At 71.2% G+C, this 15700-nt stretch carries 13 protein-coding genes; 9 read left to right on the plus strand and 4 right to left on the minus strand.

Going from position 1 to position 15700, the window contains the following annotated elements; translation table 11 throughout:
• The first annotated feature begins 13 nt into the window (after window positions 1–13).
• The 3 genes from BLQ62_RS10840 to ruvB are packed head-to-tail and all read left to right on the plus strand — an operon-like array spanning window position 14 to window position 2290.
• Entirely contained in the window at window positions 14–601 is a 588-nt protein-coding gene (locus BLQ62_RS10840; RefSeq protein WP_068535003.1) for a crossover junction endodeoxyribonuclease RuvC, read from the plus strand.
• Entirely contained in the window at window positions 598–1197 is a 600-nt protein-coding gene (gene ruvA, locus BLQ62_RS10845) for a Holliday junction branch migration protein RuvA (protein ID WP_068565485.1), read from the plus strand. The genes BLQ62_RS10840 and ruvA overlap by 4 nt, the downstream gene beginning before the upstream one ends.
• Window positions 1198–1252: 55 nt before the next feature.
• Window positions 1253–2290, plus strand: a complete 1038-nt coding sequence (gene ruvB / locus BLQ62_RS10850) for a Holliday junction branch migration DNA helicase RuvB (protein WP_068566250.1) — start codon at window positions 1253–1255, stop codon at window positions 2288–2290.
• A 1-nt stretch (window position 2291) separates the two neighbouring features.
• On the opposite strand, the gene BLQ62_RS10855 is transcribed toward ruvB, so the two are convergent.
• From BLQ62_RS10855 to BLQ62_RS10865, 3 genes are all read right to left on the minus strand, one after another.
• Entirely contained in the window at window positions 2292–4265 is a 1974-nt protein-coding gene (locus BLQ62_RS10855) for a glycosyltransferase family 39 protein (RefSeq protein WP_068565484.1), read from the minus strand.
• Window positions 4262–5518, minus strand: a complete 1257-nt coding sequence (locus tag BLQ62_RS10860; protein ID WP_068565483.1) for a glycosyltransferase — start codon at window positions 5516–5518, stop codon at window positions 4262–4264. The genes BLQ62_RS10855 and BLQ62_RS10860 overlap by 4 nt, the downstream gene beginning before the upstream one ends.
• A gap of 167 nt (window positions 5519–5685) precedes the next feature.
• Window positions 5686–6108: a hypothetical protein gene (locus tag BLQ62_RS10865; RefSeq protein WP_068565482.1), complete on the minus strand. Its 423-nt coding sequence runs from the start codon at window positions 6106–6108 to the stop codon at window positions 5686–5688.
• A gap of 85 nt (window positions 6109–6193) precedes the next feature.
• Between BLQ62_RS10865 and BLQ62_RS10870 the strand changes: the two genes are divergently transcribed.
• From BLQ62_RS10870 to BLQ62_RS10895, 6 genes are all read left to right on the plus strand, one after another.
• Window positions 6194–8302, plus strand: a complete 2109-nt coding sequence (locus tag BLQ62_RS10870) for a DEAD/DEAH box helicase (protein ID WP_068565481.1) — start codon at window positions 6194–6196, stop codon at window positions 8300–8302.
• A gap of 96 nt (window positions 8303–8398) precedes the next feature.
• Window positions 8399–8737 carry a preprotein translocase subunit YajC gene (gene yajC, locus BLQ62_RS10875; RefSeq protein ID WP_068534984.1) on the plus strand — a complete coding sequence of 113 codons (339 nt, stop codon included), beginning with the start codon at window positions 8399–8401 and terminating at the stop codon, window positions 8735–8737.
• A gap of 85 nt (window positions 8738–8822) precedes the next feature.
• The gene (secD, locus tag BLQ62_RS10880) at window positions 8823–10379 is read left to right on the plus strand and encodes a protein translocase subunit SecD (protein WP_068534982.1); all 1557 of its coding nucleotides are present in this window, start codon (window positions 8823–8825) and stop codon (window positions 10377–10379) included.
• 2 nt (window positions 10380–10381) lie between these two features.
• Window positions 10382–11518 carry a protein translocase subunit SecF gene (secF, locus tag BLQ62_RS10885; protein ID WP_170842908.1) on the plus strand — a complete coding sequence of 379 codons (1137 nt, stop codon included), beginning with the start codon at window positions 10382–10384 and terminating at the stop codon, window positions 11516–11518.
• Window positions 11511–12071: an adenine phosphoribosyltransferase gene (locus tag BLQ62_RS10890; RefSeq protein WP_068534976.1), complete on the plus strand. Its 561-nt coding sequence runs from the start codon at window positions 11511–11513 to the stop codon at window positions 12069–12071. The genes secF and BLQ62_RS10890 overlap by 8 nt, the downstream gene beginning before the upstream one ends.
• A gap of 39 nt (window positions 12072–12110) precedes the next feature.
• Window positions 12111–14453 (plus strand): RelA/SpoT family protein, encoded by a 2343-nt coding sequence (locus BLQ62_RS10895; RefSeq protein ID WP_068565479.1) that lies wholly within the window; start codon window positions 12111–12113, stop codon window positions 14451–14453.
• A gap of 82 nt (window positions 14454–14535) precedes the next feature.
• On the opposite strand, the gene BLQ62_RS10900 is transcribed toward BLQ62_RS10895, so the two are convergent.
• Window positions 14536–15666 carry a peptidylprolyl isomerase gene (locus BLQ62_RS10900; protein ID WP_068534970.1) on the minus strand — a complete coding sequence of 377 codons (1131 nt, stop codon included), beginning with the start codon at window positions 15664–15666 and terminating at the stop codon, window positions 14536–14538.
• Window positions 15667–15700: the final 34 nt, after the last annotated feature.

Consider the following 15700-nt stretch of genomic DNA (forward strand, 5'->3'; position numbering starts at 1 on the left):
CGGAGGTGCGGCGATGCGGGTGATGGGGGTGGACCCCGGTCTCACGCGCTGTGGCCTGTCGGTGGTCGAGACGGGCGCGGGCCGCAAGGTCACGGCGCTCGACGTCGACGTGGTGCGCACGCCCGCCGCGATGCCCCTCGCGGAGCGGCTGCTGGCGGTCTGGACCGCGGCGGAGTTCTGGATGGACACGCACGAGCCCGACGTGATCGCCGTCGAGCGGGTCTTCGCTCAGCACAACGTCTCCACCGCCATGGGCACGGCCCAGGCGGGCGGAGTCGTCGCTCTCGCCGCCGCCCGCCGCGGGATCGACGTGCACTTCCACACCCCGTCCGAGGTCAAGGCGGCCGTCACCGGCAACGGTAACGCGGGCAAGGCCCAGGTCACCGCGATGATCACCAAGATCCTCGGGCTGCAGAAGGCGCCCGAACCCGCGGACGCGGCGGACGCACTCGCTCTCGCCGTCTGTCACAGCTGGCGTGCGCCGATGATCGCGCGCATGGCGGAGGCGGAACGCCGTGCGGCGGAACAGAAGAAGGTCTTCGAACAGCGTCTCGCGGCGCAGCGCCGCGCGGCGAAGAAGGTGACGGGGGGAGTGCGATGATCGCATCGCTGCGCGGCGAGGTACGGCACATCGGGCTCGATCACGTGGTGGTCGAGTGCGCCGGTGTGGGCTACAAGGTGCTCGTCGCCCCGGCGACCGCGGGAGCGCTCTCCCGGGGCGCGGAGGGCTCGCTGCTCACCTCGATGGTGGTGCGCGAGGACTCGATGACCCTGTACGGCTTCACCGACGGGCCGCAGCAGGAGCTGTTCCACCTGCTGCAGACCGTGCAGGGAGTGGGGCCGCGGCTCGCGATGGCCGCGATCGCCGTCCTCGAGCCGGCGCAGATGCAGACCGCGATCGCCTCGGGTGACATCAAGACGCTGTGCTTGATCCCCGGAATCGGCAAGCGCGTCGCCGAGCGGATCCACGTGGAGCTCAAGGACAAGGTCAGTGCGGCACCGTCGGACGCGGCCGGCCCAACCGGGGCGACGGTACCGGCCGGCGGCGTCTCGCAGCAGCTGCTCGACGCGCTCGAGGGCCTGGGGTTCACCCCGAAGCAGGCCGAGCCGGCTGTCGCGGCCGCCGTCGAGGCCGGGCCCGACAAGTCGGTCTCGGACCTGTTGCGCGATGCCCTGAAGTCGTTGGGACGCGGGTAGGTAGATGCAGTACGACGACGAGACCGGCAGCGAGTTCGAGGACGCCGAGGGCATCATGGGCCCCGCGGCGCTCTCGGGGGACGACACCGAATCCCTCCGGCCGAAGTCGCTCGACGAGTTCATCGGGCAGCCGAAGGTCCGCGAACAGTTGCAACTGGTCCTGCACGGCGCGAAGCTCCGCGGCGGCACCCCGGACCACATCCTGCTCTCCGGGCCGCCCGGGCTCGGCAAGACTAGCCTCGCGATGATCATCGCCGGGGAGCTCGGCACCGCCCTGCGTGTCACCTCCGGGCCCGCCCTGGAACGTGCCGGCGACCTGGCGGCGATGCTCTCGAACCTCGTCGAGGGCGACGTGCTGTTCATCGACGAGATCCACCGCATGGCCCGTCCCGCCGAGGAGATGCTCTACCTCGCGATGGAGGACTTCCGGGTCGACGTGGTGGTCGGCAAGGGGCCCGGCGCCACCTCCATCCCGCTCGACGTCGCGCCGTTCACCCTGGTCGGCGCCACCACCCGGTCCGGAGCACTCACCGGGCCGCTGCGCGACCGCTTCGGCTTCACCGCCCACATGGATTTCTACGAGACCGCCGACCTGGTCCAGGTCATCGAGCGCAGCGCGAAGATCCTCGGCATCACGATCGAGCGCGAGGCGGCCGCGGAGATCGGCAGTCGCAGCCGGGGCACGCCCCGCATCGCCAACCGCCTGCTGCGCCGCGTCCGCGACTTCGCCGACGTCCGCGCCGACGGCACCGTCACCGTCGACGTGGCGCGCGCCGCGCTCAAGGTCTACGACGTCGACGAGCTCGGCCTGGACCGCCTCGACCGCGCCGTCCTCGGCGCCCTGATCCGCAGCTTCGGCGGCGGCCCCGTGGGCGTCTCCACGCTCGCCGTCGCCGTCGGCGAGGAGCCCGGCACCGTCGAGGAGGTGTGCGAGCCCTTCCTCGTGCGCGCCGGGATGCTGGCGCGCACACCACGCGGCCGCGTCGCGACGATGGCGGCCTGGCACCACCTCGGCCTCGAGCCGCCCGCGGGTGCGCTCGCCTCCGGCATCGAGGTGCGCGGCGACTTCGATCCCGACGAGCGCCTGTTCTGACTCAGCTCGTCGGCGTCGTCAGGTCGTAGGCGGACACCCCGTCGACGGTGCGCGACGGGAACGTCTTCTCCACCCACGCCCGGATCTCCGCGGCGGTGCCCGAGCTTCCGAATCCGCCGAATCCGCCGCCCGATTCGGCGAGGAAGTAGTGGATCCTGCCGTCGCGCACGTACTGCTGGAACTGCGCGAGGGTGGGGGACGGATCGGTGCCGTTGAATCCGCCGATCGGCATGACGGGCTGCTCCGTCGCGAGCTGGTAGCCGGCGGCGGCGTTCGCACCGACCGTCGCTGCGACCCAGGTGTAGCGGTCCGCGTCCGCGAGCAGGAGCGCGGTCACCGCGGGGCCGGGCGCGCTGCCCATCAGGAACGACGGTCCGCCGCTCCCGCGCTCGCCGCCGGGACCGCTGCCGCGGGCACCGTCGAACCGGGGAGCGCCGCCCTGTCCGTCCCGTCCGGGCCGCTCCGTCCGGCCGCCGCCCGGGCCGAATCCGTGCCCGCTCGACGGTCCCGCGGAGACGATGGCGCCCTGTCGCGGCGATGCGATGGTCTCGGCGGTGAAGGCCACCTGCCCGGCGATCGCCGTGAACAGCGCGGTCGCCGCGATGGCACCGACCAGGCGCCGTTCCCGCCCGACGGCGGGGAGCAGCGTGGCGAGGATCGCCACCGTCGAGACGGCGGCCGCTGCGGCGATCGTCCAGCGCAGCCACGGATTCCAGTCGGGCGTCAGGTCGAGGATGTACCAGGCCGTCGCGCCGCTCGCAGCCACGGCGAGGGCGGCGACCACGCGCACCCAGGGTCGCTCGCGGGCGCGCCATCCGACCACTGTCCCGATCGCGACGAGCGCCGCGATCGCGGGTGCCAGGGCCACGGTGTAGTACGCGTGGAAGATCCCCGCCATCCAGCTGAACGTGATTCCGGTGACGAGCAGCCACCCGCCCCAGGCGATCACCGCGGCCCGATCGCCGTCCGTGCGCGGGGCGTGGCGTCGCAGTGCGAGGACGAGAACGATCGCGATCAGCGCCGCGGGGAGCAGCCAGGCGATCTGGCCGGCCTGCGCGGGGTCGACCATGCGCAGGATGCCCGCGTCGCCGAACATCCCCGCGCCGCCGCGCCCGGGCATGTCCAACCCGGCCGGCAGCTCGAGCCCCGCGGGGATCTCCATGCCGCTCCGACCGGGGCCGACGCTGCCCGTCTCGTCGCCGTTGAGGCGGCCGAGGCCGTTGTAGCCGAGCGTGAGCTCGAGGATGGAGTTGCTCTGCGAACCGCCGATCCACGGCCGCGACGAGGCGGGCCACAACTCGACCGCGAGCAACCACCACCCGGCGGCGACGACCATCGCGCCGCCCGCGGCAACGAGCTGCACGACGCGCTTGCCGAGCCTCGGCGGGCCCGCGACCAGGTACGCCAGCGCCAGGCCGGGGACGATCAGCATCACGGCCAGCTGCTTGGTCAGGAATCCGAGGCCCACGAACGCGCCGCACGCGATCAGCCATCGCCAGCGCCCGTCCTCGACCGCGCGCAGCATCGCCCACGTCGCGGCGATCATCAGCAGGACCAGGAGGGCGTCCGGGTTGTTGAACCGGAACATCATGGCCGCCACCGGGGTCACCGCGAGGAACAATCCGGCGAGGAGGCCGGCGCCGGGGCCGAACCGACGGCGCACCGTTGCGTACAGCAGCGCGACGCAGGCCACCCCGAGGAGGGCCTGCGGAACGAGCATCGCCCAGGTGTTCACACCGAACAGGCGAGTGGACACCTCCATCACCCACAACGAGGCGGGCGGCTTGTCGACGGTGATCGAGTTCGCACCGTCGGAGCTGCCGAAGAACATCGCCTTCCAGCTCACGGTGCCGGCCTGGACGGCGGCGGAGTAGAAGGCGTTCGCCCAGCCCGCGCGGCCGAGGGCCCAGAGGTAGGCGATCGCCGTCCCCGTGAGGAGGACGGCGATCGCGCTGCGCTCGCGGGTCTTGCTCACCGGAGCTCCGCCTGCTCGCCGGTGGCGGAGCGGAAGATCAGGCGCAGTCCCAGGAACCGGGTAACGGTCGCGACCAGGTTCGCCACCACGAGCACGGCCAGTTGGAGCCCCCGGCCCGCGTCGGGGGCGACGTGGTCGAGGACGGACAGGCTGCCGGCGGTGAGCGCCCAGGTGAGCAGGAACACCACGAGCCCCTGCAGGTGGTGGCGCGCGGCCCCTGCACGGCCGCGCACGCCGAAGGTGAACGCGCGGTTGGCGGCGATGTTGCCCACCGCGGTGACGAGCAGTGCGGTGAAGTTCGCGCCCTGCGCCCCGATCAGCGGATGCAGGAGGAGGTAGAGCAGCGCGTACGCGGCGGTGCTGGCCACCCCGACGGCGGCGAACCTTGCGAGCTGGCCGACCAGGTTGTGCGGCACGCCCGCCAGCTGCGGCTCCTCCCTGCCGAGCGCGCGGCGCACGTCGTCGAGGGGCAGCGCGCCGCCGGCGAGCGCGCGGCCCACCCGGACGACGCCGCGCAGGTCCTTGCGCACCGTGTCGGCGATGTCGACGCGGCTGTCCGGGTCGTCGGTCCAGTCCACGGGCACCTCGTGGATGCGCAGCCCGGCCCGCTCGGCGAGGACCAGCAGCTCGGTGTCGAAGAACCACTCGCCGTCCTGCACCAGCGGCAGGAGCTCCCTCGCGACGTCCGTGCGAATGGCCTTGAATCCGCACTGGGCGTCGGAGAACCGGACCCGCAGCGCGGTGTGCAGGAGCAGGTTGTAGCCGCGGGAGATGAACTCGCGCTTGGGGCCCCGCACCACGTTCGCTCCCCGCCCGAGACGGGTGCCGATGGCGAGATCGCTGTGCCCGGACAGCAACGGCGCGACGAGCGGGAGCAGTGCGTTGAGATCGGTCGACAGGTCCACGTCCATGTAGACCAGCACGCGGGCGTCGGACTCGGCCCAGACCCGGCGCAGGGCTCGCCCGCGGCCCTTCGCGTCGAGGTGCACCACCTGCACGCCGGCGTCGGCGGCGGCCAGCGCCCGTGCCCGGTCGAGCGTGTCGTCGGTACTGGCGTTGTCGGCGATGGTGATCCGTGCGGGCAGGTGCAGTTCGTCGTCGATGTAGGCCCGCAGCGTGTGGATGCAGTGCGCGATCGTGTGGGACTCGTTGTAGACGGGGATCACGATGTCGAGGAGCGGAGTGGGCGGAGTGCCGTCCGGTCGTGCGCCGGCGGGCGCGACGGTGCGGTCGGTGGCGGTATCGGTGGTCATGGCAGCAACCCTCGATCGGCCCGCTGGGGCTACCCTGCCGCACGTCTGTGGACCTGCTGGGATACGACTCCGGCGCCCCGACGCAACGGTCGAAGCCCCTCGGGGTGCACGCGATCAACGGCGGCGCGCCGATCCTCCGGGACGAGCGTGCGGCGCGGGAACCGGCGTCAGCCCAGGGCGGCCGCGCCGAGCGCGATCAGGAGACCGACCTTGACCACCTCGAGCCCGATGTAGCCGAAATGCATTCGGTTGCGGGGCATCTCGTCGCCGATGGCGTGGGATGCGGTCGCGCCGATCACGCGGCGGTCCATCACGCGTCGCAGTACGACGCAGCCCGCCAGGTCCGCCGCCGCGAGGACCAGGAGGACGACGGTGACGGGCCGGTGCGGCCCCACGGCGAGCGCGATGGCGACGCCGAGGGCCAGCACCGCCTCGCACGCGTTGAGGGCGCGGAAGACGAGCCGCCCGATGCCCACCCCGAGCGGGACCGTGATCCCGGGCGCGCGGAACTTGATCGGCGCCTCGAGGAACGAGATCGCCAGGATCATTCCGAGCCAGACGAAGGTCAGCGCTGCGGCGACGGTGTTCACGGCTCCGATGCTAGGACCGCCGCGACGGCGCATGTCGGTGGGGCCGTCTAGCCTCGGGGTGCAACCGATCAGGGGAGTCTCGGCGATGACGGAACGAATGCTCACGGGAGAGCGGGCGGAGCGCGCCCGGCGGGTGATCGAGGCCCTGGCCGGGCCCGATGCCGCGCTGCGCGGCGATCAGGAGACCGCGGTCGCCGCCCTGCTCGAGCCCGCCGCGCGGGTGCTGGTGGTGCAGGCCACGGGGTGGGGCAAGTCCGCGGTGTACTGGGTGGCCACGGCGCTGCGCCGGGCCGAGGGGGCGGGGCCGGCGCTCATCGTCTCGCCGCTGCTGTCGCTCATGCGCGACCAGGTGGCCGCCGCCGAGCGGGCGGGCCTGCGGGCCGCCACGCTCAACTCGTCGAACTTCGAGGAGTGGAACGCGATCGAGGCGGCGCTCGCCGCCGGCGAGATCGATGTGCTCCTCGTTTCGCCCGAGCGGCTCGCGAACCCGTCCTTCGGTCGTCGCGTCCTCGACGCGCTCGAGGGATCGCTCGGCTTGCTGGTGATCGACGAGGCGCACGCGGTGTCCGACTGGGGGCACGACTTCCGTCCCGACTACCGCCGCGTCTCGGACGTGCTCACCCGCCTGCACCCGCAGACCCCGGTACTCGCCACCACCGCCACCGCGAACGCGCGGGTCACCGACGATGTGGCGGCCCAGCTGGGCGACGCCACCCTCGTGCTGCGCGGTCCGCTGGCACGCCGCTCGCTGCAGCTCAACGTGCTGCCCGCCCTGGCCCCGATCACGCGGTACGCGTGGGTCTCGCAGCACCTGCCGGACCTGCCGGGATCCGGCATCGTCTACGCGCTGACGGTGGCGGACGCCGAGCGCCTCGTGGACGGTGTCCGGGCCGTGCACGGCCCCGGCTATCCGGTTGCCGCCTACACCGGCAAGCTGGATCCGGACACGCGGGCCAGGCTGGAGGACGCGTTGCGCGCCAACGAGATCAAGGCCCTGATCGCCACCTCGGCCCTGGGGATGGGCTTCGACAAGCCGGACCTGGGCTTCGTGGTGCACGTCGGTTCGCCGCCCTCGCCGGTCTCGTACTACCAGCAGGTCGGTCGTGCAGGCCGCGCCATCGACCACGCCGTCGTCGCGCTGCTGCCCTCGGAATCGGACGCGGGGGTGTGGGACTACTTCGCCACGGCCACCATCCCGGATCCGCAACAGATGGACCGGGTGCTGGGCGCCCTCGCCGAGGACGAGTCCGGGGAGGGGCTCTCGGCCATCGCGCTCGAGGCGGCCACCGGCCTGCGTCGCACCCGCATCGATCTCATGCTCAAGCAACTCGCGGTCGACGGTGCGGTGGAGCGCGTCGAGGGCGGCTACCGCGCCACGGGCGCGCCCTGGCAGTACGACGCGGCGCACTACGAGGGGATCGTCGCCACTCGCCGGCGCGAGGCCGACATCATGCGGGCGTACACCCGCGGCGAGCGGTGCCTGATGCAGTTGTTGACCGAGTCGCTGGACGACCCCGAGGCCGCTCCGTGCGGCCGGTGCTCCGTGTGTCTCGGTCACGTTCCCGACGGGCTCGGCGATCCGGTCCCGCCGGACACCGCCCGCGCCGTGGCGGGCGCGCTGCGGGCCCAGAGCCAGGTGCTCGAGCCGCGCAAGATGTGGCCCGGCGGCGTCGCGGGGCGCAAGGGCCGGATCCAGCCCGATCTCGCGGCCGAGCCCGGCCGGGTGCTGGTCTTCGCCGATGCCCCCGAGTGGACGGGCACGCTGGGGGCGGCTCGCGGCGGCGATCAGCAGGCCATCGCCGACCTGGGGGACGCCGCAGTCGCCGCGCTCTCGCGGTGGCGCGATCAGTGGCGCGCTCGGCCCGAGGTGGTGGCCTCGCTCCAGCTGACGGACCGCCCGGCACCGGTCGAGCCCGTGGCCGACCGCATCGCCGAGGTCGGCCGACTGGACCGGGTGACGCTGCCCGTGCCGCGCGGCCCGGCACCGGGGCGGGACGCCTCGGGTGCCCAGGAGGCGGCGCACTGGCTGGACGCGATCGAGGTCGGAGCCGCCGCCGGATCGGTGCGCGGTCGTTCGGTGCTGCTCGTCGTCGACGAATCCGGCACGGGCTGGGCGGTCACGGTCGCCGCGGCCCGGCTCCGGGAGGCCGGGGCGACGGTGGTCCTCCCGCTGGTGGTGCACCGTCCCGCCTGAGTTCCGCGAGATATGGAACACTGGAACACCGAGTGCTGCCTAACACCCGGGCGGCGAGGCTGCGGAGCGTCCGCGGCCACACCACCGAGGAGAACCATGCCGAACCTGATCCTGCCCCTCCTGCTCGTCCTCATGCTCGTCTTCCTGTTCTTCCAGTTCCGGAAGCAGAAGAAGCAGATGAACGAGACGATGGAGATGCAGGCCGGCCTCACCGTGGGCACCAAGGTCATGACCAGCACCGGGCTCTACGGCACCGTCGTCGGCCTCGGCGAGGACACCGTCGACCTGGAGATCGCGCCGGGCATCACCACCACCTGGGTGCGCCGCGCCGTCGCCAAGATCCTGACCCCCGAGGAGCTCGGCGCCCCGTCGATCGAGACCATCACGGACGACGAGGGCCACATCGATCTGGACAAGCGTTCCGAGGACCGCTGACCGAAGCACCACCGTCATCACCGACGACCTTCTCCGGCGGACAACCGTCGGGGGAGTTCTTCACGCCGAGGAGTCGTAACCGCCCGTGGCCAGGAAATCATCGAGTAGCGACCGCACCGAGTCGCGGCTCCTCATCGCCTTCGGGCTGATCTTGCTCGCGGTCTTCGGCCTGGTGTTCTTCACCGGGGACCGGGAGCCCACACCCAAGCTGGGCATCGACCTGCAGGGCGGCACCTCCGTCGTGCTGCAGGCCGTCACGCCCGACGGCAAGGCGCCCGACACCGAGAAGATGGAGCAGGCGCGCGACATCATCAACAAGCGCGTCAACGGGCTCGGCGTGTCCGGTTCCGAAGTGAAGATCAACGGCCGCAACCTGGTGATCACGGTGCCCGGCACCGAGGGCGACCAGGCTCGCACGCTCGGCCAGACGGCACGCCTGAACGTGCGGCCCGTGCTGGGCTCGCAGCCGGCCGCGGCGGTCAACACCCCCACCCCCGACATGTCGGATCCCGAGGCCGCCCAGAAGGCGATCAAGGAGGCGCGGGACACCCGCCAGTCGACCGATCCGGCCGTGCAGAAGAAGGCCATGGAGAGCCTGAACTGCAACGCACCGTCGGACCCCCTGGCCGGCAACGACGACCCGACCAAGCCCCTGATCACCTGCGACCGGCCCGAGGACCGCAAGGAGGGCCAGCCGCGTTCGGTGTACACCCTGGCTCCCGCGATCATCGACGGCCAGTCCATCAAGAACGCCTCCTCGGGCATCCCGCAGAACGGCGTCCAGTACGTCGTGACGCTGGAGTTCACCGGCGAGGCCTCCCGCGTGTGGGCCGACTTCACGTCGAAGAACGTGGGCAAGCAGGCGGCGTTCGTGCTCGACTCGCAGGTGATCACCGCACCGAACATCAACGGTCCCATCACCGGCGGGCAGACGCAGATCACGGGTGACTTCAATCAGCAGTCGGCCGCGGACCTCGCGGGCGTGCTCAAGTACGGCTCGCTGCCGCTGTCCTTCAAGCCCGGCACCGCGCAGACCGTGAGCGCCACGCTCGGCTTCGAGTCGCTCAAGGCGGGCCTCATCGCCGGCGTGATCGGCCTGATCCTGGTGCTGATCTACGCGTTGGCGTACTACCGCGCGCTCGGCGTGCTCGTCGCGCTGTCGCTGGCACTGTCGGTCGCCCTGCTCTACGGCCTGCTCGTGCTGCTCGGTCGGTGGATCGGTTACTCGCTCGATCTCGCGGGCATCGCCGGCATCATCATCGGCATCGGCATGACCGCCGACTCCTTCGTCGTCTACTTCGAGCGGATCAAGGACGAGATCAGAGAGGGCCGAAGTTTCCGGTCCGCGGTGCCACGTGGCTGGGCCAGCGCCCGGCGCACCATCTGGACGGGTAACGCGGTCTCGCTGCTCTCGGCCGTCGTGCTCTACGTGCTCGCCGTCGGCGACGTGCAGGGCTTCGCGTTCACGCTCGGCCTGTCGACCATCCTCGACGTCGTCATCGTCTTCCTCGTCACGCACCCGTTGGTGTACTTCGCGTCCAAGACCGACTTCTTCGCCAAGCCGTCGATGAACGGCCTCGGCGCCGTGGCCGCGATCGGCCGTGAGCGCAAGCGGGCCGCCGCTACCACCGGGGAGGCGTGAGCATGACCGATACCAGCATTGCGAACGAGAAGAAGGCGTCCTTCTTCACCAAGCTCTACACGGGCACCGGCGCGTTCGACATCGTCGGTAAGCGCAACCGGTACTACCTCGCGACCGGCATCATCATCGTGATCGCCATCCTCGGCATCCTGATCCCCGGCTTCAAGTTCAGCATCGACTTCGAGGGTGGCACCCAGATCTCGTTCCCCGTCGGGAACGCCCAGGTGGACACCGCCAAGGTCCGCGAGACCGTCCGCAGCGCCACCGGCGTCGAGCCGTCGGCCGTGCAGACCGCCGGCACCGGGGCCGCGCAGACCTACCAGGTGGCGCTCTCCGAACTCTCCAACAACCAGATCACTCAGGCGCGGGATGCCCTCTATCAGGCGTTCGAGCCACCGGGGCGCGACGGTAAGCCGGCACCGAACAGCATCAGCTTCTCCGGTGTGAGCTCCACCTGGGGCGATCAGATCACCCAGCGCGGTCTCCTCGCGCTCGCGGTCTTCCTCGTGCTGGTGACGATCTACATCGCGCTGCGCTTCCGCGAATGGGACATGGCGCTCGCCGCGCTCGCCTCGCTGTTCTTCGACGTGGTGGTGACGGCCGGCGTCTACGCCTGGTCCGGCTTCGAGGTCAGCCCCGCCACCGTGATCGGCCTGCTGACCATTCTCGGCTTCTCGCTCTACGACACCGTCGTCGTCTTCGACAAGGTGGACGAGAACGTGCGCGGCGTGCTCAACACCAGCCGGCGCACCTACGCCGAGCAGGCGAACCTGGCGATCAACCAGACACTCATGCGCTCGATCAACACCACCGTGATCTCAGCGCTGCCGATCATCGCGCTGATGGTGGTCGCTGCCGGCGTACTGGGTGTCGGCACGCTGATGGACCTCGGCCTGATCCAGCTCGTCGGTGTTCTCGTCGGTACCTACTCGTCCGTCTTCTTCGCCGCGCCGCTGCTGGTCACGCTCAAGGAGCGTCGTCCGCAGTACAAGGCGCACAACGAGAAGGTCCTGGCACGCCGCGCACGCGCCGAGGCGGGCGAGGCGGCCGACGCCCTCGCCGCCACCGACGCCGGCGCGGTGCGCCTCGACAAGGCCCCGGCCCGTCCGCAGACCAAGCGCGGCCGCCGTCGTGACTGACGCGGCGCGCGCGGCCGTCGCCGCGCACACGCGGCACGTCGCGGACTTCCCGGAGCCGGGCGTCGTCTTCGCCGATCTCACGCCCGTCTTCGCCGACGGTGCCGCCCTCGCGGCGGTCATCGACGGGCTCGCCGCGGCGGGCCGCGACGACGACGGTGCCCGCTCGGTCGATCTGGTGGCCGGGCTCGACGCCCGCGGATTCCTGCTGGGGTCCGGCGTCGCCCTGCGCCTCGGAGTCGGCACCCTCGCCGTCCGCAAGGCCGGCAAGCTGCCGCCGCCGGTGCTGCGCGAGGAGTACCAGCTCGAATACGGTTCCGCGGCGCTCGAGGTGCCTGCCGAGGGCATCGAGCTCGAGGGCAGGCGGATCCTCATCGTCGACGACGTGCTCGCCACGGGCGGCACCGTCGGCGCGGCCGTGGCGCTGCTGCGGCGCGCGGGTGCGATCGTCGAGCGGGTGTCGGTGGTCCTGGACCTCGAGGCGCTCGGCGGACGCGGGCGACTGCAGCAATTGCCCGGCGGTGGCATCACGGTCTCGGCGATCTCGGTAGGCTGAATCTCTAGTCCAGTTCGTCGTCCGGGGCGGGGAGGCACCATGTCGTTGCAGTCTCAAGGGTCCGACGCCGCGCGGACCCCCACGGCGGCGGGCCAGCCCGGTCCGCCCAACCTGGAGACCACGGGGTCCACCACCCGGCGGGTGCGTGCACGGCTCGCCCGCCGGATGACCGGCACCCGCAACCATGTGCGGCCCGTACTCGAGCCGCTGGTCGCACTGCATCGCGAGGTCTACCCCAAGGCCGATGTCGCCCTCATCGAGCGTGCCTACGACGTCGCCGAGCAGCGCCACGCCAGCCAGATGCGCAAGTCGGGCGACCCGTACATCACGCACCCGCTCGCCGTCGCGACCATCCTCGCCGAGTTGGGCATGGACACCACCACCCTCGTCGCCGCGCTCCTGCACGACACCGTCGAGGACACGGGCTACTCGCTCGAGCAGCTGACCGCGGAGTTCGGACCCGAGGTCGCCCACCTGGTGGACGGCGTCACCAAGCTCGACAAGGTGGCCCTCGGCAGCGCCGCCGAGGCGGAGACCATCCGCAAGATGATCATCGCCATGGCGCGCGACCCGCGCGTCCTGGTCATCAAGGTCGCCGATCGGCTGCACAACATGCGCACCATGCGCTTCCTTCCGCCGGAGAAGCAGGCCCGCAAGGCCCGCGAGACCCTCGAGGTGATCGCCCCGCTCGCGCACCGCCTCGGCATGGCGACCGTGAAGTGGGAGCTCGAGGACCTGGCGTTCGCCATCCTGCACCCGAAGAAGTACGACGAGATCGTGCGGCTCGTGGCCGACCGGGCACCGTCGCGCGACACCTACCTGGCCGCGGTGCGCGCCGAGATCAACGGCGCGCTGGCAGCGCAGCGGATCGTGGCCGACGTGCAGGGCCGCCCCAAGCACTACTGGTCGATCTACCAGAAGATGATCGTCAAGGGCCGGGACTTCGACGACATCCACGACCTGGTCGGCGTGCGGATCCTCTGCGACGAGGTGCGCGACTGCTACGCCGCCGTCGGCACCGTGCACTCCCTGTGGCAGCCGATGGCGGGGCGGTTCAAGGACTACATCGCCCAGCCCCGCTACGGCGTCTACCAGTCCCTGCACACGACGGTGATCGGCCCGGAGGGCAAGCCCCTCGAGGTGCAGATCCGCACCCGCGAGATGCACCGCACCGCCGAGTTCGGCATCGCCGCGCACTGGCGCTACAAGGAGACCAAGGGCCGCGCCGGCGGCGGGGCCAAGGGCTCGGACCTGGCCGAGGTCGACGACATGGCGTGGATGCGCCAACTCCTCGACTGGCAGCGTGAGGCGGCGGACCCGGGGGAGTTCCTCGAGTCGCTCCGCTACGACCTCGCGGTCAAGGAGATCTTCGTCTTCACCCCCAAGGGCGACGTGATCACGCTGCCCGCGGGCAGCACCCCCGTGGACTTCGCCTACGCCGTGCACACCGAGGTCGGTCACCGGTGCATCGGCGCGCGCGTCAACGGGCGGCTCGTCGCGCTCGAGCGCAAGCTCGAGAACGGCGAGGTGGTGGAGGTCTTCACGAGTAAGGCCGAGAACGCCGGCCCGTCGCGCGACTGGCAGTCCTTCGTCGTCTCCCCGCGGGCCAAGGCCAAGATCCGGCAGTGGTTCGCCAAGGAACGCCGCGAGGAGGCGTTGGAGAACGGCCGCGACGCCATCGCCAAGGAGGTGCGCCGTTCGGGCCTCCCGCTGCGACGCCTGACGAACGCCGAGTCGATGGCGGGCATCGCCAAGGAACTGCGCTACGCGGACGTCTCGGCGCTCTACACGGCCGTCGGCGAGCATCAGGTGTCGGCGCACACGGTCGTGCAGCGGATGCTCGAGCAGCTGGGCGGCATCGAGGAGGCCACGGAGGAGCTCGCCGAGCGCAGCACCCCGTCGACCCTCTCGGGCCCGACGGCGTCGACCGACGTGGGCGTGCTCGTCACCGGGCAGCCGGGCGTGCTCGCCAAGCTCGCCAAGTGCTGCACCCCGGTGCCGGGCGACGAGATCGTCGGCTTCGTCACGCGCGGCGGCGGAGTGAGCGTGCACCGCACGGACTGCACCAATGTCGCGGAGCTCCGCAAGGAGCCGGAGCGCTTCCTCGATGTGAAGTGGGCGCCGTCCGCCTCGTCGGTGTTCCTCGTGGCGATCCAGGTGGAGGCCCTCGACCGGCACCGCCTGCTCTCGGACGTCACGAAGGTGCTGGCCGACGAGAAGGTGAACATCCTCTCCGCGTCCGTGACCACCTCGCGCGATCGGGTCGCGGTGTCGCGCTTCACCTTCGAGATGGGCGATCCCAAGCACCTCGGTCATGTGCTCAACGTCGTGCGCAACGTGGAGGGCGTCTACGACGTCTACCGCGTCACCTCCGCGCAATAGCGCGGAATCGCGGCCTCGTGCAGGCTGCGCAGGAACGCAGGAAGGCCCCCGCCGGAGCGGGGGCCTTCCTGCGTCGTGTCGGTTATTCGTCGAGCTTCATGGTCGCGATGTTCACCGGTTCCTTGGGCTTGCCGTCGGTGACGGGCTCGCCCGGCTTCGGAGCGGGATCGCCCTCCTTGGGGACGATGCCCTTCTTGGCGATCTGCTGCAGGACCGTCAGGCCCGCGTCATCGGTCTTGCCGATGACCGAGTAGTTCGCGGGCAGCGTGGTGTCCTTGTAGACGAGGAAGAACTGGCTCGAGCCGGTGTTGGAGGTGCCCGGGTCACCCGTCTGCGGGTTGGGCTGCTGGTTCGCGTTCGCGACGGCGATCGTCCCGGCCGGGTAGATCACGTTCTGCGAGGGCTGCATCGGGTTGCTCTGCCCGGGGGCGGGCTCGAGGAAGCCGGGGGCCTCGTCGGGGGAGGTCCAGCTGGGGCCGCCCAGGCCGGTGCCCGAGGGGTCGCCGCACTGCAGTACGAACAGGCCGCTCTTCTTGTCCGCGGCCTCATTGGCGGTCTCGCGATGGCAGCTGGTGCCGTCGAAGTACTTGGCCTGCATGAGAGTGGCGAAGGTCTCCACGTTGCAGGGAGCCTTCGAGCGGTCGAGCTCGAAGCCGATCGGTCCCGCGTTGGTGGTGATGGTGCCCGTCATGGTGCCGGTGTTCGGGATGTCCTTGCCCTCGGGCTTGGTCAGCGACTTGTTGCGCTCGGCGAGCTGGTCGAGCTTCGGCAACTGCTTCTCGGCCTCGCCGATCAGTCGCTCGCCGCTGTCGGCCCTCTCGGCCGCCGCGGTGATCTGCTCCTCGAGGGGCGCCCTCTGATCGGCGGGCATCGTGGGCACGCGCTTGCGCGCATCGGCGATCTGGGTGCGCATCTCGGCGATCTGCTGCTTCTGGGAGGCGATGCTCTTACGGGCGTCCGCGGCCGGATCGCGATCGCCGAAGTCACAGGTCACGTGGAGGGAGTTGTACTTGTTCTCCGCCGCGACGCGCAGAGGTGCGCGCGGCCCCGCCGGAACCCAGATGTACGCGGCGACGGCGGCCGCGACCGCGACCACCGCGACACCGGCCCCGATGGCCTTGACCTTGCGCTTGCGCGCGTCGGTCTCCCGCCGCTCGTTCTGCTTCGCCAGCTTCTCGCGGGCTGCCTGGCGGCGTTCCTCATTGCTCGGCACGGTGTGACGACCTCCTCATAACCGACATCCGGCG

The sequence above is a fragment of the Tsukamurella pulmonis genome (genome assembly GCF_900103175.1).
Taxonomy (GTDB): domain Bacteria; phylum Actinomycetota; class Actinomycetes; order Mycobacteriales; family Mycobacteriaceae; genus Tsukamurella; species Tsukamurella pulmonis.

Excerpts from the sequence above, each read along its gene's own strand:
- BLQ62_RS10840 (WP_068535003.1), top strand. The coding sequence starts at position 14 with ATGCGGGTGATGGGGGTGGACCCCGGTCTCACGCGCTGTGGCCTGTCG.
- ruvA (WP_068565485.1), top strand. The coding sequence starts at position 598 with ATGATCGCATCGCTGCGCGGCGAGGTACGGCACATCGGGCTCGATCAC.
- ruvB (WP_068566250.1), top strand. The coding sequence starts at position 1,253 with ATGGGCCCCGCGGCGCTCTCGGGGGACGACACCGAATCCCTCCGGCCG.
- BLQ62_RS10860 (WP_068565483.1), bottom strand. The coding sequence starts at position 5,518 with ATGACCACCGATACCGCCACCGACCGCACCGTCGCGCCCGCCGGCGCA.
- BLQ62_RS10870 (WP_068565481.1), top strand. The coding sequence starts at position 6,194 with ATGACGGAACGAATGCTCACGGGAGAGCGGGCGGAGCGCGCCCGGCGG.
- yajC (WP_068534984.1), top strand. The coding sequence starts at position 8,399 with ATGCCGAACCTGATCCTGCCCCTCCTGCTCGTCCTCATGCTCGTCTTC.
- secF (WP_170842908.1), top strand. The coding sequence starts at position 10,382 with ATGACCGATACCAGCATTGCGAACGAGAAGAAGGCGTCCTTCTTCACC.
- BLQ62_RS10895 (WP_068565479.1), top strand. The coding sequence starts at position 12,111 with ATGTCGTTGCAGTCTCAAGGGTCCGACGCCGCGCGGACCCCCACGGCG.